This is a genomic window from Pseudomonas extremorientalis, from assembly GCF_001870465.1.
GTDB lineage: Bacteria > Pseudomonadota > Gammaproteobacteria > Pseudomonadales > Pseudomonadaceae > Aquipseudomonas > Aquipseudomonas extremorientalis.
On the sequence record NZ_MDGK01000037.1, the window covers coordinates 267629 to 286668 of the forward strand.

General features: G+C 62.9%; 17 protein-coding genes. 5 read left to right on the forward strand and 12 right to left on the reverse strand.

What is annotated here, in order from left to right; all coding sequences use genetic code 11:
- Positions 1 to 2: 2 nt before the first annotated feature.
- A complete protein-coding gene (locus tag BFN10_RS15405) occupies positions 3 to 1061 on the reverse strand; it encodes a phosphorylcholine phosphatase (RefSeq protein ID WP_071490395.1) in 1059 nt (352 codons plus the stop codon).
- A gap of 240 nt (positions 1062 to 1301) precedes the next feature.
- On the opposite strand from BFN10_RS15405, the gene BFN10_RS15410 reads away from it, so the two are divergent.
- A complete protein-coding gene (locus BFN10_RS15410) occupies positions 1302 to 2693 on the forward strand; it encodes an L-cystine transporter (RefSeq protein WP_071490396.1) in 1392 nt (463 codons plus the stop codon).
- Positions 2694 to 2768: 75 nt separating this feature from the next.
- Here the strand turns inward: BFN10_RS15410 and BFN10_RS15415 are convergent, their stop codons facing one another.
- A complete protein-coding gene (locus BFN10_RS15415; RefSeq protein WP_071490397.1) occupies positions 2769 to 3281 on the reverse strand; it encodes a dihydrofolate reductase in 513 nt (170 codons plus the stop codon).
- 69 nt (positions 3282 to 3350) lie between these two features.
- Between BFN10_RS15415 and BFN10_RS15420 the strand changes: the two genes are divergently transcribed.
- Together BFN10_RS15420 and BFN10_RS15425 are read left to right on the forward strand one after the other, a co-directional pair.
- Positions 3351 to 4721 (forward strand): DUF2868 domain-containing protein, encoded by a 1371-nt coding sequence (locus tag BFN10_RS15420; RefSeq protein ID WP_071490398.1) that lies wholly within the window; start codon positions 3351 to 3353, stop codon positions 4719 to 4721.
- The gene (locus tag BFN10_RS15425) at positions 4714 to 6081 is read left to right on the forward strand and encodes a DUF3482 domain-containing protein (RefSeq protein ID WP_071490399.1); all 1368 of its coding nucleotides are present in this window, start codon (positions 4714 to 4716) and stop codon (positions 6079 to 6081) included. Before BFN10_RS15420 ends, BFN10_RS15425 begins: the two co-directional genes overlap by 8 nt.
- Here BFN10_RS15425 and BFN10_RS15430 read toward each other — a convergent pair.
- The 7 genes from BFN10_RS15430 to BFN10_RS15460 all read right to left on the reverse strand — a co-directional run bounded on the left by BFN10_RS15430 (position 6078) and on the right by BFN10_RS15460 (position 15085).
- Positions 6078 to 6632: a phosphonate degradation HD-domain oxygenase gene (locus BFN10_RS15430; protein WP_071490481.1), complete on the reverse strand. Its 555-nt coding sequence runs from the start codon at positions 6630 to 6632 to the stop codon at positions 6078 to 6080. The genes BFN10_RS15425 and BFN10_RS15430 overlap by 4 nt on opposite strands.
- Complete coding sequence (locus BFN10_RS15435) at positions 6632 to 7765, reverse strand: TIGR03364 family FAD-dependent oxidoreductase (RefSeq protein WP_071490400.1); 1134 nt, start codon at positions 7763 to 7765, stop codon at positions 6632 to 6634. The genes BFN10_RS15430 and BFN10_RS15435 overlap by 1 nt, the downstream gene beginning before the upstream one ends.
- Before the next feature lie 124 nt (positions 7766 to 7889).
- Positions 7890 to 8915 carry a putative 2-aminoethylphosphonate ABC transporter substrate-binding protein gene (locus BFN10_RS15440; RefSeq protein ID WP_071490401.1) on the reverse strand — a complete coding sequence of 342 codons (1026 nt, stop codon included), beginning with the start codon at positions 8913 to 8915 and terminating at the stop codon, positions 7890 to 7892.
- Positions 8916 to 8933: 18 nt separating this feature from the next.
- Entirely contained in the window at positions 8934 to 10640 is a 1707-nt protein-coding gene (locus tag BFN10_RS15445; protein WP_071490402.1) for a putative 2-aminoethylphosphonate ABC transporter permease subunit, read from the reverse strand.
- 1 nt (position 10641) lies between these two features.
- Complete coding sequence (locus BFN10_RS15450) at positions 10642 to 11706, reverse strand: putative 2-aminoethylphosphonate ABC transporter ATP-binding protein (RefSeq protein ID WP_071490403.1); 1065 nt, start codon at positions 11704 to 11706, stop codon at positions 10642 to 10644.
- A gap of 246 nt (positions 11707 to 11952) precedes the next feature.
- A complete protein-coding gene (locus BFN10_RS15455) occupies positions 11953 to 12816 on the reverse strand; it encodes a LysR family transcriptional regulator (protein WP_071490404.1) in 864 nt (287 codons plus the stop codon).
- A gap of 16 nt (positions 12817 to 12832) precedes the next feature.
- A complete protein-coding gene (locus BFN10_RS15460; protein ID WP_071490405.1) occupies positions 12833 to 15085 on the reverse strand; it encodes a heavy metal translocating P-type ATPase in 2253 nt (750 codons plus the stop codon).
- Between the two features lie 85 nt (positions 15086 to 15170).
- Here BFN10_RS15460 and cadR point away from each other — a divergent pair, with 85 nt between their 5' ends.
- Positions 15171 to 15611 (forward strand): Cd(II)/Pb(II)-responsive transcriptional regulator, encoded by a 441-nt coding sequence (gene cadR / locus BFN10_RS15465; RefSeq protein ID WP_071490406.1) that lies wholly within the window; start codon positions 15171 to 15173, stop codon positions 15609 to 15611.
- Here the strand turns inward: cadR and BFN10_RS15470 are convergent, their stop codons facing one another.
- The 3 genes from BFN10_RS15470 to BFN10_RS15480 form a co-directional block, all read right to left on the reverse strand.
- On the reverse strand, positions 15612 to 16445 hold the full coding sequence (locus BFN10_RS15470) for a thymidylate synthase (RefSeq protein ID WP_071490407.1): 834 nt from the start codon (positions 16443 to 16445) through the stop codon (positions 15612 to 15614).
- A 54-nt stretch (positions 16446 to 16499) separates the two neighbouring features.
- Positions 16500 to 17312, reverse strand: a complete 813-nt coding sequence (gene lgt, locus BFN10_RS15475; RefSeq protein WP_071490408.1) for a prolipoprotein diacylglyceryl transferase — start codon at positions 17310 to 17312, stop codon at positions 16500 to 16502.
- Between the two features lie 78 nt (positions 17313 to 17390).
- Positions 17391 to 18173 (reverse strand): sulfite exporter TauE/SafE family protein, encoded by a 783-nt coding sequence (locus BFN10_RS15480; protein ID WP_071490409.1) that lies wholly within the window; start codon positions 18171 to 18173, stop codon positions 17391 to 17393.
- A gap of 120 nt (positions 18174 to 18293) precedes the next feature.
- On the opposite strand from BFN10_RS15480, the gene BFN10_RS15485 reads away from it, so the two are divergent.
- Positions 18294 to 19040 carry an NRDE family protein gene (locus tag BFN10_RS15485; RefSeq protein WP_071490410.1) on the forward strand — a complete coding sequence of 249 codons (747 nt, stop codon included), beginning with the start codon at positions 18294 to 18296 and terminating at the stop codon, positions 19038 to 19040.

Here is a 19040-nt window from a genome sequence, read left to right on the forward strand (position 1 = left end):
TGTTACTGGATTTCGTCAGGCTTGACGATCACCCAGTTCTTGTCCGCCGTCACCGGCAACCCTTCCTTGGCCTGCGCCGCCGCGTGCTTGGCGATCATGCCGTTCAACTGGGTCATGTATTTGTCCTTGCGGTTGATCCACAGGTGGATACCACCCTTGGCCACGTCCACGTCGTGAAACAGCATGTAGCCATCGCTGGTCGGGGTGTCGCCACCCACCAGTACCGGCTTTTTCCATTCGTCGATGTAGGTGAGGATCGCCGCGTGCTTGCCGGCCATCCAGGTCGCCGGGGTCCACAGGTAGGGCGTGAGTTCCAGGCCCAGGTTGGCCTTTTCGTCATACTTGCCGGCGGTGATCTGTTTGCGCGCGGTGGTCAGCTCGCCGGTCTTGCGGTCCTTGAGCAAGGTGGTCACGCCGATGACGTTCTCGGGCTTGACGTTGTAGCCGTACTTCGGATCGGCGGCGACCATGCGCACCAGCTCTTCGGAAGCGGCGGTCATCACATACACCTCGATGCCGTTTTCCATCAGTTTGTTGTATAGCTCGGCCTGGCCGGTGAAGACTTTCGGCGGTTGCACCTCGGACTTCTTAATGGCGTCGCCTTCGAAATAAGTGACGGGCACGGGCTTGCCGGAGGCCATCAGCTCATCGACCTGCACTTTGAGCTCCTTGAGGGTGAACCCCGAGAACACCTGGGCAACCCACGGGTAGCAGACCATGTCGTCCACTTCGCAGAGGCGATAGTAGTAGCTGAACAGACTTTCCTTATGGTCGGCGGTGTCTTTGAACGGCATAAGCTTGAGCGACGGATCAAGGCTGTCGCGGGTAATCAGGCCCTTGTTTTCCATGTAGGGCAGCAGGGACTCTTCGAGGTCGTAGCGGTAGCTGGTGTTGTCCATGTCGAACACCGCGAAATTGCCCTTGTTGGCGTTGGCGGCGATCATTTTGTTCAGTTGCTCGGCGGCCGGGGCCGGCCAGTGTTTCAACTCGGTAGCGGCCATGGTTGGCCCGGCAAGGCCCAAGCACAGTGCGGCGGCAAACAATCTCGAAGCGAGCTTCATATGCGTTTCTCCCTGAGTGAAAAACATCGACGCTAACAAATCCCTGTGACAGTTATCGCCCGAGCACGACCGCTTGCGTCGTGAACGCGCCAAGGACATGTGCCTGAGCGTCAAGGGCTTATTCCAAAAACGACAGTCACCATTCCATATCGGTATTAAATCAATATATTTCAAGCTGTTAGGCTTTCCGGTTCGCAATCGCAGGCTCGCGCGATTGGCTGCCTTCTCAACGGAGCTTCAATGAATCTGCCCCTGATTCTCAACTTACTGGTGTTCGTGGCCCTGTTGCTGGGCCTGGCACAAACCCGTCGCACAAACTGGAGCCTCGCCAAGAAGGTGCTGTTTGCCCTTGTACTCGGCGTGGTGTTCGGCACCGTGCTGCACACGGTCTACGGTGACGGCAACCCGGTACTCAAGGCCTCCATCGGCTGGTTCGACCTGGTCGGCAACGGTTATGTGCAACTGCTGCAAATGATCGTGATCCCGCTGGTATTCGCGTCGATCCTCAGCGCCGTGGCACGCCTGCACAACGCCTCGTCCCTGGGCAAGATCAGCTTCCTGACCATCGGCACGCTGCTGTTCACCACCGCGATTGCGGCGCTGATCGGCATCGCCCTGACCAACCTGTTCGGCCTCACCGCCGAAGGCCTGGTGGCCGGCACCCAGGAAATGGCGCGCCTGCAAGTGATCCAGAGCGATTACGCGGGCAAGGTCGCCGATCTGAATATCCCGCAACTGCTGCTGTCGTTCGTGCCGGCCAACCCGTTCGCCGACCTGGCCCGGGCTAAGCCGACCTCGATCATCAGCGTGGTGATTTTCGCCGCATTCCTGGGGGTTGCCGCGCTGCAACTGCTCAAGGATGACGTGGAAAAGGGCCAGAAAGTCCTCAACGCCATCGACACCCTGCAAGCCTGGGTGATGCGCCTGGTGCGCCTGGTGATGAAGCTGACGCCGTATGGCGTATTGGCGCTGATGACCAAAGTGGTCGCCGGCTCCAACCTGCAAGACATCATCAAGCTCGGCAGTTTCGTGGTGGTGTCGTACCTGGCCCTGGGCCTGATGTTCGTGGTGCACGGCCTGCTGCTGTCCCTGGCCGGGATCAACCCGCTGCGCTTCTTCCGCAAGGTGTGGCCGGTGCTGACCTTTGCCTTCACCAGCCGCTCCAGCGCGGCGGCGATCCCGCTGAGCATTGAAGCGCAGACCCGTCGCCTGGGCATCCCGCAATCCATCGCTGGGTTTGCCGCCTCGTTCGGCGCGACCATCGGCCAGAACGGTTGCGCCGGCCTCTACCCGGCGATGTTGGCGGTGATGGTCGCGCCGACCGTGGGCATCAACCCGCTGGACCCGCTGTGGATCGCGACCCTGGTGGCGATTGTGACCTTGAGTTCGGCCGGTGTGGCCGGCGTGGGCGGCGGTGCGACCTTCGCCGCGCTGATCGTGCTGCCGGCCATGGGCTTGCCGGTGTCACTGGTGGCGCTGCTGATTTCCGTGGAGCCGCTGATCGACATGGGCCGTACGGCGTTGAACGTGAATGGCTCGATGACGGCGGGGGCGATTACCAGCCAGGTCATGGGGCAGACGGACAAGGCGTTGTTGAATGCGGATGAGCATGCGGAATTAGCGCAAGCCTGATAGATAGCAATCGGGGGCAAGCCCCCTCCCACACTTGACGGTCAAGATGTGGGAGGGGGCTTGCCCCCGATGCTTTTAGGCTTTTTCCCAGACTTCAAAGTTGTAAGCAGGCTTATCACCTTCAGCTGGATTCTCCAGATTGGAAACCAACTGCCACTGGCCCCGATCAAACTCCGGAAACCACGCATCCCCCTCCGGGCTCAACGCCACCCGCGTCAAATACAGGCGATCCGCCTGCTCCAGCCCCTGCGCATACAACTGCGCGCCGCCGATCAGCATCAGCTCGTCAACGCCTTGCGCCTTTGCCCATTCCTCAGCGCGTTCCACCGCGGCCTCCAGAGACGGAAAAACTTCCGCACCTTCCAGCGCCAGATCGGTCTGACGGCTGACCACGATGTTCAAGCGCCCCGGCAGCGGTCGGCCCAGGGAGTCCCAGGTCTTGCGCCCCATGATGATCGGCTTGCCGAGCGTGGTGGCCTTGAAATATTTGAAATCCCCCGGCAAATGCCAGGGCATGCTGTTGTCGACGCCGATCACACGGTTTTCACCGAGGGCTGCGATCAGGCTTAAAGGGAGAGTTTTTTTCATGGCGACGAGAATACCAGAGCCCCGAGCCAGGGGTTATGCTCCAGGCTCACAAACACGACAGGACAACGCGTGACTCCTTTGCACACACTCTGGCTGACAGAAACCGTGCGCCTGCGCGAAGAACACGCCGGCCCTCTGGAAGACCTGGAAGCCAACCGCCTGGCCCGGACCGCCGGTGGCGACCTGCCGACGCGCATCCAGCACCGCGCCCTGCACCTGGCCGAGCGCGATGGGCTCACGACCGCCCTCACCCGCTGGTTGCAAGGCGCACGTCTGGCGCTGGTGCTGCTGGCGGTCGTCGCGGTGATCAGCGGCGCGGGCCTGGCCTTTGCCGCGCTGGGCAACGGCCTGGTCCCGGTGAATGTGTTCTGGGCCTTGGGCAGCTTGCTCGGCTTGAACCTGATCCTGCTGATCAGTTGGGCCTTGGGCCTGCTGTTTGCCGGTGAACACAGCGCCAGCCTGGGGCGACTGTGGTTATGGCTCAGCGAAAAACTCGCCCGTGACGCGAAGGCTGCGCAGTTGGCGCCCGCACTGCTGCTATTGCTGCAACGGCAGAAACTCAATCGCTGGGCCGTAGGTGTGCTGGTCAATAGCCTGTGGTTGCTGGCGTTGCTCAGCGCCCTGGTGATTCTGCTGACACTGCTCGCCACCCGCCGCTACGGCTTCGTGTGGGAAACCACCATTCTCGGCGCCGACACCTTCGTCGCCGTCACCCAGGCCCTCGGCACCCTGCCCGCCCTGCTGGGCTTCAATGTGCCGACCGTCGAGATGATCCGCGCCAGCGGCGATTCCGCGCTGAATATCGAAAGCGCCCGCCAGGCCTGGGCCGCGTGGCTGGTGGGCGTGCTGCTGGTCTATGGCCTGCTGCCCCGGTTGATCCTTGCCCTGCTTTGCCTGTGGCGCTGGAAACGTGGACGCGCCGCCCTGCGCCTGGACCTCAACCTGCCCGGCTACAGCCAATTGCGCGAGCGCCTGATGCCGAGCAGTGAGCGCCTCGGGGTCAACGATGCCGCCCCCGAACAACTGCATCACGTCAGCGGCGGCGTCAGCGAACTGCAAAGCGACGGCGCGCTGCTGGTGGCCATCGAGCTGGACGACCAGCGCCCCTGGCCGCCCAAACTGCCGCACAACGTGAAGAACGCCGGGATCCTCGACAGCCGCGAATCGCGCAACAAACTGCTGGAACAACTCACGCGCTTCCCGCCCGCACGCCTGGCCATCGCCTGCGACCCGCGCCGCTCGCCGGATCGCGGCAGCCTGGCGCTGATCGCCGAACTCGCCCGCAGCGCCACCGCCACCCGCGTGTGGCTGCTGCAAGCGCCGCCCGGCCAGGCCCTCGACGCCGAGCGCCTGGGCGACTGGCACACCGCGCTGCAACAGCTTGAATTGCCCTTTGCCGACTGCGCACCGCTGAACTGGCTGGAGACCGGTCATGACTAAGCCCCTGAAACTCGCCGTGGTTGGCCACACCAATGTCGGCAAGACGTCGCTGCTGCGCACCCTTACGCGAGATGTGGGCTTCGGCGAAGTGTCCCATCGTCCCAGTACCACACGGCATGTGGAAGGCGCAAGCTTGTCGGTCGACGGCGAAGCCCTGCTGGAGCTGTACGACACCCCCGGCCTGGAAGACGCCATCGCCCTGCTCGATTACCTGGAGCGCCTGGATCGCCCCGGCGAACGCCTCGACGGCCCGGCCCGCCTGGCGCGGTTCCTGGAAGGCAGCGAAGCGCGCCAGCGTTTCGAACAGGAAGCCAAGGTGCTGCGCCAACTGCTGGCCTCCGACGCCGGCCTGTATGTGATCGACGCCCGCGAGCCGGTACTGGCCAAGTACCGCGACGAGCTGCAAGTGCTGGCCAGTTGCGGCAAGCCGTTGCTGCCGGTGCTCAACTTTGTCAGCAGCAGCGACCACCGCGAGCCGGACTGGCGCGAAGCCCTGGCCCGGCTTGGCCTGCACGCGCTGGTGCGCTTCGACAGCGTGGCACCGCCGGAAGACGGCGAGCGGCGCCTGTATGAAAGCCTCGCCCTGCTGCTGGAAAACGCACGGCCGCAATTGGAACGGCTGATCCTGGATCAAGAGGCGCAGCGCCAGGCCCGCCAGCAAAGCGCCGCCCGGCTGATCGCCGAACTGCTGATCGACTGCGCCGCCTGCCGCCGTAGCGTGGTCACCGAAGATGAACAACACGCCATCGGCGACCTGCGCAAAGCCGTGCGCCAACGCGAACAAAAGTGTGTGGAAGCGCTGCTCAAGCTGTTCGGCTTCCGCCCGCAGGATGCCGCCGCCAGTGACCTGCCGCTGCTGGACGGGCGCTGGGGCGACGACCTGTTCAACCCGGAAACTCTCAAGCAACTCGGCGTGCGCGTCGGTGGCGGGATCGCCGCAGGCGCAGCGGCGGGTGCCGGTGTGGATCTGTTGGTCGGCGGCCTGACCTTGGGCGCCGCCGCTCTGGCCGGCGCCATTGCCGGTGGCGCGCTGCAAACCGCACGCAGCTATGGCAGCCGGCTGCTGGGCAAGATCAAAGGCCAGCGCGAGCTGACCGTGGACGACAGCGTATTGCGCCTGCTCGCCCTGCGCCAACGCCAGTTGCTCAAGGCCCTGGACCTGCGCGGCCATGCGGCGATGCACAGCATCAAGGTCGACACGCCCCAGGACAAGACCTGGCGCGAGGGCAAGTTGCCGGATGCATTGCACAAAGCCCGCGCCCACCCGCAGTGGTCGTCGCTCAACCCTCACCCCAGGCTCAGCCAGGCCGAGCGCCAGGAACAGATCGAAGCACTGGCCCGGCGCCTCGACGAAACCTAAGCCGCCAGCACCTGCCGCGCCTTTGCCTTGAGCACTTCAAGGTCGAGCACCGGCACGTGCATTGCCTTGGCCTGTTCGTCCCAATGGCGCATGCGCAGGCTGATCTCGCAGAGCGGGTCTTGCTCAAACGCCTGGGCTTCTTCTTGCGTCATCACACCGCCTTGATACCCGAGCGTACGAAGACTGGCTTCGCTCAGGCGGGCGTAATAGCCCGGCTGGCTGAAGGTCAGGTAGCGCTTGGCTTGCACGTGATACTCCACCAGTTTGGCCATGCGCTCGCTGAAGCCTGCACGACGCAAGTAATCGGCGCCGAGCCGCTCATGACTGACCACGCCATAGCCGCCCATGTTTTCGCCGCCCTCACCGCACAAGTGCCCGATATCGTGGAAAAACGCCGCCAGCACCACTTCATCATCGAAGCCTTCGGCCATGGCCAACTGTGCGGCCTGGGACATGTGCTCGATCTGCGACACCGGCTCGCCGATGTAATCCGCCGTGCCGTGCTGTTCGTACAAGCCGAAGACTTCGGCGATGGTCTGTTCCGGGTTGATCACGCCGCCCCCCACAAGGTTGTGATATTTCGCTCAGCCATTGCCGGCCCCACGCTCATGCCCACACCGGTGTGCATCAACGCCGCGCTCACACCCGGCGCCGCCCGCAGGAACGAAAACGGCGCCGGCCCGCGTGAGCCGTACACGCCCTGCCAGCGCTCCACGACCTGGATCTTGCAGCCCAGGGTCTGCTCGGCCAGCGCGATCATCCAGTCATCGACCTGCTCGGCATTGAACGGCGATGCATCGCTGCCGTAGTCATGGGAGTCACCGATGATCAGTTCGCCATGGGGCGTCGGGCTGATCAGCAAATGGATACCGTGCTCATGCAGGTGCGGTGCCTCCCGCAGGATTTGCGCCTGCACCGGCGCGGCTTCCGGCAGGTCGGCAAAGGCGCCGTAATGCACGCAGCTCAAGCCGGTGAGCAACGCGTGTTGCAGGTTCAGGTTCACCGCTGGCCGCGCGCGCAGCATTTGCAGGCGGCAGATGCTCGGGTTGAGTTCGGCCATCGCTTCGGCCAGCAGGGTCTGGTAGTCGTGGCCGGAGCACACGATGATCTGTTCAGCGCGAAAGCTGCCTGCCGTGCTGTGCAACTGGCCCGGTTCGACGTCGCGCACCAGCGTAGAGAAGTAGAACTGCACCTTCAGCTCTTGCGCCAGGTAGTTGATCAGCGCCGGGATCGCTTCGCGCGAATACAGTTGCTGATCGTCCTTGCCATGCAGCGCAGCGCGGTGATGGCGGAACTGGCCGCCGTACAGGTCTCTCATCGCTGCGCCTTGCAGCAGGTCGACGTTGTAGCCGTGTTCCTGCGCACGGCCAGCGCAGAACGCTTCCAGCAGATGCTCTTCGGCTTCGGTGCGGGCGAACAGGTAGGCGCCGTTGCGCTTGAGTTGCAGCCCGGCGACCTGCGCCCAATGGCCCCAGATCTCACGGCTTTCGCGTGCCAGGTCGAGCATCGGCCCCGGTGGTTGGCCGGTCACCAGCGCCTGGCCGAAGTTGCGCACCGAAGCGCCCAAGGGCGTGGCGCTGCGTTCGAACACCTTGACCTTGAGGCCGCGTTTGGCGGCGGCGTAGGCGTGGGACAGGCCGAGGATGCCGGCGCCGATGATCAGCAGGTCGCTGTGGTGTGTCATATCGTGATGTCCTGTTTTGCAGACCTCCATCGGGGGAAAGCCCCTCCCACAGTTCGATTTGTGAATGCCATCAGTGTGGGAGGGGGCTTGCCCCCGATGAGGCCAGTAGCCCCAACGAAAAACCTTACTGCCCTGCCACTTTCTCCGACTTGCCGTCATAGCGCTTGCGCCACTCGGTCAAGATGCTGTCGCGGTTCTTCGACGCCCAGGCAAAGTCGTTCTTGATCAAACGCTGCTCGTAGTCGGCCGGCAATTCGGTCTGCGGCTTGGCGATACCCGGCTGGGCGAGCACGGCAAAGTTGTCCTTGTACAGCTCCATGGCCGCCGGGCTGGCGGAGAAGTCGGCGAGTTTCTGCGCGGCGTCCTTGTGCGCGGTGCCTTTGATCACCGCGGTGGCTTCGATGTCCCAGCCCAGGCCTTCCTTCGGCAGGATGATGTCCAACGGCGCGCCCTGGCGTTTCAGCTGTACCGCCGGGTATTCAAACGAAATGCCGATCGGGAATTCACCGGAAGCCGCCAGCTTGCACGGCTTGGACCCGGAGTGAACGTACTGGCCGATGTTCTGGTGCAGGTCGTCCATGTACTGCCAGCCTTGCTTGTCGCCGAAGGTCTGCAGCCAGGCGCTGACGTCAAGGAAACCGGTGCCGGACGAGGCCGGGTTGGGCATGACGATCTTGCCCTTGTACTCAGGCTTGGTCAGGTCCTGCCAGCTCACCGGCTTGGTCAGGCCCTGTTTCTCGGCTTCAACGGTGTTGAAGCAGATGGTCGCCGCCCACACGTCCATGCCGACCCACGCCGGTGGGTTGGCGGCATCGCGATAGTTCTTGCCGATCTTGTCCAGGTCTTTGGGCGCGTAATTGTCCAGCATGCCTTGCTGGTCGAGGATCGCCAGGCTGGAGGCGGCCAGGCCCCACACTGCGTCGGCTTGCGGGCGGTCTTTCTCGGCCAGCAGCTTGGCGGTGATGATGCCGGTGGAATCACGCACCCATTTGATCTCGACGTCGGGGTTAGCCTGTTCGAAGGCCTTTTTGTAGGTCTTCAATTGCTCGGCTTCGAGGGCCGTGTACACGGTCAACTCGGTTTTTGCGGCAAAGGCATTCACGCTGAATGCCGTGAGTACCGCCGCGACCAGCGCCAGGGGCTTGAACATGGAACACCTCCTTCAGGATTATTGCCCGGGCGCGGTCTGGCGCCAGGCTTGGGAGCGGCGCAACGCGCCACGTGAAGCCCACGCCAGCAGCAGCGAAACGCCGGCCGAAGTGAACAGGATCAGGGTCGACATGGCCGCCGCACCGCCCACGTTGCCGGCGTCATCCATGTTCAGCACGGCGACGGCGGCGAGGATGGTGTCGGGGCTGTAGAGGAAGATCGCGGCGGACACGGTGGTCATCGCCGACACAAACAGATAGCGCACGATGTCCAGCAGCGCCGGCAGGCAGATCGGCACCGTCACCTTCAAGTAATGCCGGTACAGCGGCGCCTTGAGGGACAGCGCGGCGGCTTCGAACTCGGCGTCGAGCTGGCGCAGTGCGGTGGTCGCGGTCATCTGTGCAGTGGTCAAATAATGCGCAATGGTGCACACCACCAGCAGGGTCATGGTTCCGTAGAACACATGCAGCGGATTGCCGTTGAGGTTGAAAAAGAACACGTAGCCCAGGCCCAGCACGAGGCCCGGCACGGCCATCGGCACGAAGCTGAGCATGCGCAGGGCCAGGTTGAGGCCCTTCTGGCCCTTGGTTTTTTCCATCAGGTAGGCGCCGGTGAAGATCAGCACGCTGCCGATCAACGCGGTGCACAGGGCCAGGGTCAGGCTGTTGCGGTAAGCCAGCCAACCGCCGCCGGCTGTGTCCTCGAACTGGTAATGGTTGAGGGACAGCGACAGGTTGTACGGCCAGAATTTCACCAGCGAGGAATACACCGCCATGCCGAACACCAACAGCAATACCGCGCAGATCAGCAGCACGATGGTCAGGTAGCAGGCGTCTCGCAAGGCCGATGGCACCGGTTGAAACACTTGCGCACGGCCGCTCATCGAGTCGCCGTGACGGCGGCGCAGCCAGGCATCCACCCCAAAGCTGAACAACGCCGGCAACAGCAACACCATGCCGATCAGCGCACCGCGCCCGAACTGCTGCTGGCCGACCACCGCCTTGTACGCCTCCAGGGCCAGCACCTGATAATCGCCACCCACCACCACGGGCACACCGAAGTCGGTGATGGTCAGGGTGAACACCAGGCAAAACGCGGCGAACACCGCCTGGCGCGTGGCCGGCCAGGTGATGCTGCGAAACGCCCGGGCCGGGCTGGCGCCCATGCTGGAGGCGGCATCGAACAAGCGTGCATCCGCCAGGGACAGCGCCGACAGCAGAATCATCAAGGCATGTGGGAAGGTGTAGATCACCTCCCCCAGCACAATGCCCCAGAAGCCGTAGATGTTCTCCGAAAGCAGCCCGCGCAGCATGCCCTGGTTGCCAAACAGATAGACCAGCGCAATGCCCGGCAGCATCGACGGCGCCATCAGCGGCAGCAGTGACATACCGCGCCAGATCGCCTTGCCGGGAATCAAGGTGCGTTGCAGGGCGTAGGCAAACAGGTAAGCCAGCGGTACGACGATGGCCGCCACGCTCAGGGACACTTTCAGGCTATTGCCCAGCAGCCAATGGAAGTTGGCGCTGGTCACCAGCTCCCGCGCCGCCACCAGGCCACCGCCCTGCCCGGCCTCGCTGCTGAAACCGCGCCAGAAGATCGCCAGCAACGGCATCAATACAGCGATACCCAACAGCAACAGCCACAGCAGTTTGCCGCCGACGACGAAAACTCTGTCGCCGGTTTCGGCGCGCGAAACCTGGCGTGGCAGTGTCATCACAGCAGCCATCTCAGGCAAACACCTGCAGGCTGCGCGGCGGCAAGGCCACCCAGATGTGCTGTGCCCCCAGGCGCGGCATGGCTTCCGGGGCCAGTTCGGCGAGCAGCGGGTGGCCGGGCAATTGCTCCAGCTCAAAGCTCATGCGGCAGCGGTTGCCAAGGAAGGTGATCTCGCGCACCTTGGCCGGGAACAGGTTTTCTTCATGCACCGGCGGGTTGACGCTGATCGCCTCCGGGCGACAGAACAGGCGCCCGGACTTGGCCATGCCGGCATCGTCGGCCAGGCGCATGTTCATCCCGCCGACCTGGGCGTGACTGGCACTGTTGCGGCTGAACGGCAGCCAATTGCCCTGGCCGACAAACTCCGCCACGAACGGCGTGGCCGGACGGTCGTAGATCTCCTGGGGCGTGGCGTATTGCTCGACCTTGCCGTTGTTCATCACGGCGATACGGTCGGCCATCAGCATCGCTTCATCCTGGTTGTGGGTGACCATCAACGTAGTGATGCCCAGGCACCGTTGCAGTTGGCGCAGCTCGGTACACAGATGCTCACGCACGCGGGCGTCGAGGGCCGACATCGGTTCGTCCAGCAACAACAACGAAGGCGCGGGCGCCAAGGCACGCGCCAAAGCGACGCGTTGCTGCTGGCCACCGGACAGCTGGCCGGGGTATTTCTTTTCGCTACCGACCAGGCCGACCAGTTCGAGCATCTGGCCAACACGCTGGCGCACTTCATCGCGACCACTGCCGGTGAGGCCGTAGCCGATGTTCGCTTCAACGGTGAGGTTGGGAAACAACGCGTAGGACTGGAACAGGATGCCGTAGTCCCGCGCCTGGGGCGGCAGCAGGGAAACATCGCGGTCGCCCAGGTAAAGCTCGCCGCTGTCCTGGCGTTCCAGGCCGGCGATACAGCGCAGCAAGGTGGTCTTGCCGCAACCGGACGGGCCCAGCAGGCACACCAGCTCGCCAGCGGCGACGTCCAGGGACACGTTGTCCAGCGCGGTAAAGGCGCCGAAGCGTTTCTGGATACCCCGCACCTTCATGGGCGCGCCGGGTTGGGTCAGGGCTGTGTTCATGCAAGGCACCTCATCGAACGGATGAGGGCCATGCTAGGGTGGCAATGCGTCCCTGATGTGGCAGAAAGGCAAAACGCGGCGATAGTGGTATTGGTGGATTTGGGTAGGGCTCTCAGTGCTGAGTGCCTGGTCTATCGCTATCGGGGGCAAGCCCCCTCCCACATTAGACCCCGTTCTCATGTTGGAACTCGGTCAAGTGTGGGAGGGGGCTTGCCCCCGATTGGCCCTCAAGGCGATCACCACGCTTCAGAGCGGCGACATTTCCTGCGCCAACCCCAGAAAAGCCGCCGGCAGGCGAGCACTTTTCCGTTCTTTGAGGCAGTACAGATACTCCGGAATCTGCGGCGCATTCTCGATGGTCAGCACGCGCAATTGCGGGTCATGGGGCACTTCCTGACGGGCAATGATGCTGATGCCGATGTTGCGCAGCACCGCTTCACGAATCGACTCGCGGCTGCCGATTTCCAGCAGCGGTCCAAAGCTCACACCTGCACTCTGCAACAGTTCTTCGGTCAAACGCCGCGTGGTAGAGCCCGCTTCACGCATCAACAGCGTGTGCCCGGCCAATGCGTTGAGCGGTACATGGTCGAGCTTGGCCAACGGATGGTTGCGGTGCACCGCCAGCACCAACGGGTCGGTGCCCAGTACGCGGCGAATCAGGCGTGGGTCTTCGAGCAGTTGCGAGGAGGCGGCAACGTCGACGCGGTAATCGTCCAGCGCTTCGAGTACCTGCTGGGAGTTGCCGATTTCCACCGACACTTCCACCTGCGGCAGGCGTTCGCGAAAGGCTTTGACCAGGTCGAGGATGTAGTACGGCGCCGTCGCGGCAATCCTCAGTGCGCCTTGGACCTGGCCGTTGTTGCGCAGGAAAAACTCGATATCCGCTTCCTGCTGCAACAGCGCCTTGACCATCGGCAGCAGCCGCGCGCCCTCGTCGCTGACGGTGAGGCGACGCCCGCCACGGTAGAACAATTCAATGCCGTATTGGCTTTCCAGATTGCGGATCTGGGTGGTGACCGTGGGTTGGCTCAGGCCGAGTTTTTTCGCCGCCTGGGTAATGCTGCCCAGGCGGGCGACCATATAAAACGCCTTCAACTCGGCACTCAGCACACCACCCTCTCATCGTCTATTTGCGCAATAGGCGCAGGCCATTGAACACCACTAGCAAGCTCACGCCCATGTCGGCGAACACCGCCATCCACATCGTGGCCATGCCCAGGAAGGTGACCGCGAGGAAGATCGCCTTGATCACCAGCGCCAGGGCGATGTTCTGCTTGAGGATACTCGACGTTTGCCGCGACAGACGAATGAAAGCCGGAATCTTGCGCAGGTCATCGTCCATCAAGGCCACATCAGCGGTCTCGATGGCCGTGTCGGTACCCGCTGCAGCCATGGCAAAGCCGATCTCGGCGCGGGCCAGGGCCGGGGCGTCGTTGATGCCGTCGCCGACCATGCCCACGCGGTGGCCTTGGCCGTAGAGGGTTTCGATGGCTTGCAGCTTGTCGGTCGGCAACAGGTCGCCCTGGGCCTGGTCGATGCCAACCTGGGCGGCAATCGCCTGGGCGGTATGGGTGTTGTCACCGGTAAGCATCAGAGTCTTGATGCCCAGTTCGTGCAACTGCTGGATGGCTTCGCGGCTGCTGTCCTTGACCGTGTCGGCCACGGCGAACAGCGCCAGTGGGCCGGACTTGTCGAGCAGCAGCACCACGGACTTACCTTGCTTCTCCAGGGCGAAGAGTTTTTCTTCCAGCGCCGGCGAGCACAGGCCCAGGTCTTCCACCAGGCGGTGGTTGCCCAAATGGTAGGTTTCGCCGTTGATCTCGCCGCGCACGCCGCGACCGGCCAGGGCGGCGAAGTTATCCACAATGTGGGTAGGCAGATTTTTATCCACAGCCGCATTGGCGATCGCCAGCGACACCGGGTGATCGGAACGCCCAGCCAGGCTGGCGGCCAATGCCGGTGCGCTGTCTTCGACGTTGGGGAACAGCGCCAGGTAATCGGTTTGCACCGGTTTGCCGTGGGTAATGGTGCCGGTCTTGTCGAGGGCCAGGTAGTCGAGCTTGTAACCGCCCTCCAGGTACACGCCGCCCTTGATCAGGATGCCTTTGCGCGCTGCCGCCGCGAGGCCGCTGACGATAGTCACCGGGGTGGAAATCACCAGTGCACACGGGCAGGCGACCACCAGCAGCACCAGGGCGCGGTAGATCCAGTCGAACCAGGCACCGGCCATGAACAACGGCGGGATCACCGCCACGCCCAGGGCAAACAGGAACACCGCCGGGGTGTAGATTTTCGAGAAGCTGTCGACGAAGCGCTGGGTCGGTGCCCGTGCGCCCTGGGCCTGCTCCACCGCGTGAATGATGCGCGCCAGGGTGGAGTTGTTGGCGGCGGCAGTGACTTTATATTCCAGGGAGCCAGCCTGGTTGATAGTGCCGGCGAAGACTTTGTCGCCCACGGTCTTTTCAATCGGCAGGCTTTCACCGGTGATCGGCGCCTGGTCGATGGTGGATTGGCCAGCGGTGACTTCGCCGTCCAGGCCGATGCGCTCGCCAGGCTTTACCCGCACGATGGCGCCAAGATCGATACTCTTGACCTCTTGTTCAGCCCAAGACCCATCAGCCTGCTGCACGGTGGCCTGCTCGGGCGTCATCTGCATCAAGCCGCTGATGGCATTGCGCGCACGGTCCAGGGATTTGGCTTCGATCAACTCGGCCACGGTGAACAGGAACATCACCATCGCCGCTTCCGGCCACTGGCCGATCAGGATCGCACCGGTTACCGCGATGCTCATCAGGGCATTGATGTTCAGGTTGAGGTTTTTCAGGGCAATCCAGCCCTTCTTATAGGTGGTGAGCCCGCCACTGAGGATCGACACCAGCGCCACGATGGCAATCACCCAGGTCGGCGCGGCGCTGGTGAAGTGCAGCACTTCGGCGCCCAGTGCGCCGATGCCGGACAACGCCAGCGGCCACCAGTGTTTCTTGGCGGGCGGTTCGGCGGCGGGTGTGCCTTCTTCGACGGGATCGGCCTGCATGCCCAGGGACTTGATGGCGTCGATGATCGGCGCGGTCGTCGGCAGATCGTGGGTGACACCGAGGATGCGGTTGATCAGGTTGAATTCCAGTTGCTGCACACCCGCAAGCTTGCCCAGTTTGTTCTGGATCAGCGTCTGCTCGGTGGGGCAGTCCATGGCTTCGATGCGAAAGGTGCTCAGCCGCGAGCCGGCGGTGGGCGCTTCGCTCAATTGCACCAACGCCGGGGCCGGGGTGCCGGAACAGCAGGCGCCGCCGTGGCCATGGTCATGCACAGGCGTGAGTTTTTTCGGGCCATGATCGTGATCATGCTCGTGTTTATGCGGGGTGTGGATGGAATCGCTCATTCTGTCGCGTCCGTAAAGGTGCCTGTTGCCAAGTAAAGACCCTGTAGCCACTATAGGGTCAAGCACCCATTTGGAGATTGTTGCGATGAAGATCGGCGAACTGGCCAAACTGACCGACTGCCCGGTGGAAACCATCCGTTACTACGAGAAGGAAGGCCTGCTGCCTCCGCCGGCGCGCACCGACGCCAACTACCGCGTATACACCCAGGCACACACCGAGCGGTTGGTGTTTATCCGCAATTGCCGCAGCCTGGACATGACTCTGGAAGAAATCCGCAGCCTGCTGGGGCTACGGGACAGCCCCCAGGACCAGTGCGAAAGCGTGAATGCGCTGATCGACGAGCATATCCACCACGTGAAAGCGCGGATCGATGGGCTGTTGGCGTTGCAGGAGCAATTGCTGGACCTGCGCCAGCGCTGTGGCGGCGGGAATCAGTGCGGGATTCTGCAGCGGCTGGAAGTCAGCGGGAGTGTGCTGGCCAGTGAGGCTGAGCCCTCACATGTAGGGCGCAGCCATGGGCATTGATCAGATAGCCACGTCGGCCTTGATGCTTGGGTCGGCGTCGTAGCCCACGATCTCGAAGTCTTCGAACTTATAGTCGTAGATCGACGCAGGTTTGCGCTTGATCACCAGTTCCGGCAGCTTCTTCGGCGTGCGCGCCAGCTGGGTGCGGATCTGGTCCATGTGGTTGCTGTAGGCGTGGGTGTCGCCGGTGGTGACGATGATCTCATGGGGGATCAGGTCGCACTGCTGGGCCAGCATATGGGTGAGCAAGGCCAGCGCGGCGGTGTTGTACGGCAGGCCGAGGAAGACGTCGGAGCTGCGGATATACAACTGCATCGACAGGTGACCGTCATGCACGAACGCCTGGTACAGCAGGTGGCACGGTGGCAGGGCTTGTTTGCCGTTGCGGGCGTTTTCCTGGGGGCTCTTGGTTTCGTCCGGCAGGTACTCGACGTTCCAGCCGTGGAACAGGATGCGGCGGCTGTTGGGGTTGGTCTTGAGGGTGTGGACCATGTAGTCGATCTGGTTGATCTTGCCGCCGTCCTTGGTTGGCCAGGCGGTCCACTGTTCGCCGTACACCGGGCCCAGATCGCCATCTTCGGTGGCCCATTCGTCCCAGATGCGCACGCCGTTTTCGTTCAGCCACTTGATGTTGGTGTTGCCGCTCAACATCCAGATCAGTTCATTGGCAATGCTTTTGAAGTGAAGCTTCTTGGTGGTCAGCAGCGGGAAGCCGTCGGCCAGGTTATGCCGATACTGACGGGCAAACACGGCTTTGGTGCCGGTACCGGTGCGATCGCCCTTGGTCAGTCCATTGGTCACGACGTCGTTCAGTAGCTCGAGATATTGCTTCATGTTGGTACCCGTATCGTTGAAGCCCAGGCCAGATAAAGACCTGGGCATTCGAATTTAAAGCGCGGTGTTCTTCAGAGGTTGCGGGCGGTTGTACGCCCACCACAGCAGGCCCAGGCCACCGATGATCATCGGCAGGCTGAGGATCTGGCCCATGGTCACCCAACCGAACGCCAGGTAGCCCAGTTGCGCATCCGGCACACGCACGAACTCGACGATAAAGCGGAAGATCCCATAGAACAGCGCGAACATGCCGGAAACCGCCATGGTCGGGCGCGGTTTGCGCGAAAAGATGTACAGGATAAGGAACAGCGCCACGCCTTCCAACGCAAACTGGTAGAGCTGCGACGGGTGGCGCGGCAGTTGCGCCGGATCGCTGAACGGCGGGAACACCATGGCCCACGGCACGTCGGTCGGCTTGCCCCACAACTCGGCGTTGATGAAGTTGCCGATACGCCCGGCGCCCAGGCCGATCGGCACCATCGGCGCGACGAAGTCCATCAGTTGGAAGAACGACTTGCCGTTGCGGCGACCGAACCACCAGGCAGCGATCATCACACCGATAAAGCCGCCGTGGAACGCCATGCCGCCTTTCCATACTTCGAAGATCAATGTCGGGTTGGCGATGTACGCGGACAGATCATAGAACAGCACGTAGCCGAGTCGCCCGCCGACAATCACCCCCATCGACAGCCAGAAGACCATGTCGGAGAGTTTCTCCTTGGTCCAGGTCGGGTCGAACCGGTTCAGGCGTCGGGAGGCCAGAAACCAGGCACCGCCGATGCCGATCAGGTACATCAACCCGTACCAGTGGATTTTCAGCGGACCGATGGCCAGGGCCACCGGGTCGATCTGCGGGTAAGGCAGCATTGCGACTCCTCGTTAAATCATTCGTTAGGCGTGCGGACCATGCCGGGCCGCGATTAAGCCTGCATTACTCAAGTTTTTTCAAAGCAAAAAGTTCAAACCGACACAGAACAGCAACCCGGCGAACAACCGCTTGAGCAACCGCGGCGACAAGCGATGCGCCAAGCGTGCGCCGAAACGGGCGAACACCATGCTGGTCAGGGCAATGCCCAACAGCGCTGGCAAATACACGAACCCTAGACTATGAGCGGGCAACAGCGGGTCATGCCAGCCCAGAATCATGAAACTTAATGCACTGGCCACCGCAATCGGCAAGCCACAGGCCGATGAAGTGGCCACCGCCTGCTGCATCGGCACGCTGCGCCAGGTCAGGAACGGCACGGTCAGCGAACCGCCGCCAATTCCGAAAATCGCCGAGGCCCAGCCGATAAACGTCCCCGCCACGGTCAGGCCAACCTTGCCCGGCACCGTACGGCTGGCCTTGGGCTTGACCTCCAGGGCCAGTTGCACGGCCACCAGCAAGGCAAACACGCCAATGATCTTTTGCAGGTGCGGGCCGGAAATCGCCTCGGCAGTCAGCGCGCCAAAGCCGGCGCCAATCAGGATGCCCACGGTCATCCACACAAAGATCGGCCAACGCACCGCGCCCCGCCGGTGGTGTTCACGCACGGCATTCACCGAGGTAAAGATGATCGTCGCCAGGGAAGTACCCACCGCCAAGTGGGTCAGCACCTGCGGGTCAAACCCCTGCAAGGTGAAGCTGAACACCAGCACCGGCACGATGATGATCCCGCCGCCCACGCCGAACAGCCCGGCGAGCACGCCCGCACAGGCGCCGAGCAGCAAATACAGCAGAAATTCCATGGGAGCCCCCGAACCAAGTCCGGCATGTTAACGGATGGAAGGCATGCGACCCAACTGGATACGATGGAACGCCTCTGCTTGAGTGGGTAGAGTGGCTGAAAACACAAAAGGGATCGCCTGATGTGCCTGATTGTTTTTGCCTGGCGGCCGGGCCACGCCCAGCCGCTGATCGTCGCGGCCAACCGCGATGAGTTCTACGCCCGCCCCAGCCTGCCGCTGGCCCAGTGGCCGGATGCGCCACAGGTGTACGCCGGCCGTGACCAGGAAGCCGGTGGCACTTGGCTGGGCGTGAATGCCGACGGGCGCTTCGCTGCCCTGACCAATATCCGTGATCCGCACCAACCGCCGGCCCGTAAGTCACGGGGGGAATTAGTGGCGCGGTTTCTCAACGGTTCGCTGCCGATTGACGAATATTTAGCCGATGTTAACGGCCGTTCGATTGAATATGCCGGATTCAATCTGCTGGTGGGCACGCGGGATGAGCTGTGGCATTACAACGCCAACCATACCGAGCCCACGCGCCTGAAGGCCGGGGTGTATGGGCTATCCAACGCGGGGCTGGATACGCCGTGGCCCAAGTTGCTCAAGGCCAGGGCGGCGTTGAGCGCGGTTCTGGATGATCCGCAACCAGAGGCGTTGCTGGATATTTTGAGTGACCCACGGACCGCGCCGTTTGCGGACTTGCCGGACACTGGGGTGGGGTTGGCGACGGAAAGCCTTTTATCCAGCGTGTTTATTGCCAGCCCGAGTTACGGGACGCGGGCGAGCACGGCATTGATCGTGAATGCCGACGGGACGCGGCGGATGGTGGAACGCAGTTTCGGGCCGCACGGTGGGCGGTTGGGCGAAGTCGAAATCAACCTATGA

Bases quoted from the DNA above. Each gene is read 5' to 3' on its own strand.
- BFN10_RS15405 (WP_071490395.1), bottom strand. From the start codon at position 1,061: ATGAAGCTCGCTTCGAGATTGTTTGCCGCCGCACTGTGCTTGGGCCTT.
- BFN10_RS15410 (WP_071490396.1), top strand. From the start codon at position 1,302: ATGAATCTGCCCCTGATTCTCAACTTACTGGTGTTCGTGGCCCTGTTG.
- BFN10_RS15415 (WP_071490397.1), bottom strand. From the start codon at position 3,281: ATGAAAAAAACTCTCCCTTTAAGCCTGATCGCAGCCCTCGGTGAAAAC.
- BFN10_RS15425 (WP_071490399.1), top strand. From the start codon at position 4,714: ATGACTAAGCCCCTGAAACTCGCCGTGGTTGGCCACACCAATGTCGGC.
- BFN10_RS15435 (WP_071490400.1), bottom strand. From the start codon at position 7,765: ATGACACACCACAGCGACCTGCTGATCATCGGCGCCGGCATCCTCGGC.
- BFN10_RS15440 (WP_071490401.1), bottom strand. From the start codon at position 8,915: ATGTTCAAGCCCCTGGCGCTGGTCGCGGCGGTACTCACGGCATTCAGC.
- BFN10_RS15445 (WP_071490402.1), bottom strand. From the start codon at position 10,640: ATGGCTGCTGTGATGACACTGCCACGCCAGGTTTCGCGCGCCGAAACC.
- BFN10_RS15450 (WP_071490403.1), bottom strand. From the start codon at position 11,706: ATGAACACAGCCCTGACCCAACCCGGCGCGCCCATGAAGGTGCGGGGT.
- BFN10_RS15460 (WP_071490405.1), bottom strand. From the start codon at position 15,085: ATGAGCGATTCCATCCACACCCCGCATAAACACGAGCATGATCACGAT.
- cadR (WP_071490406.1), top strand. From the start codon at position 15,171: ATGAAGATCGGCGAACTGGCCAAACTGACCGACTGCCCGGTGGAAACC.
- BFN10_RS15470 (WP_071490407.1), bottom strand. From the start codon at position 16,445: ATGAAGCAATATCTCGAGCTACTGAACGACGTCGTGACCAATGGACTG.
- lgt (WP_071490408.1), bottom strand. From the start codon at position 17,312: ATGCTGCCTTACCCGCAGATCGACCCGGTGGCCCTGGCCATCGGTCCG.
- BFN10_RS15480 (WP_071490409.1), bottom strand. From the start codon at position 18,173: ATGGAATTTCTGCTGTATTTGCTGCTCGGCGCCTGTGCGGGCGTGCTC.
- BFN10_RS15485 (WP_071490410.1), top strand. From the start codon at position 18,294: ATGTGCCTGATTGTTTTTGCCTGGCGGCCGGGCCACGCCCAGCCGCTG.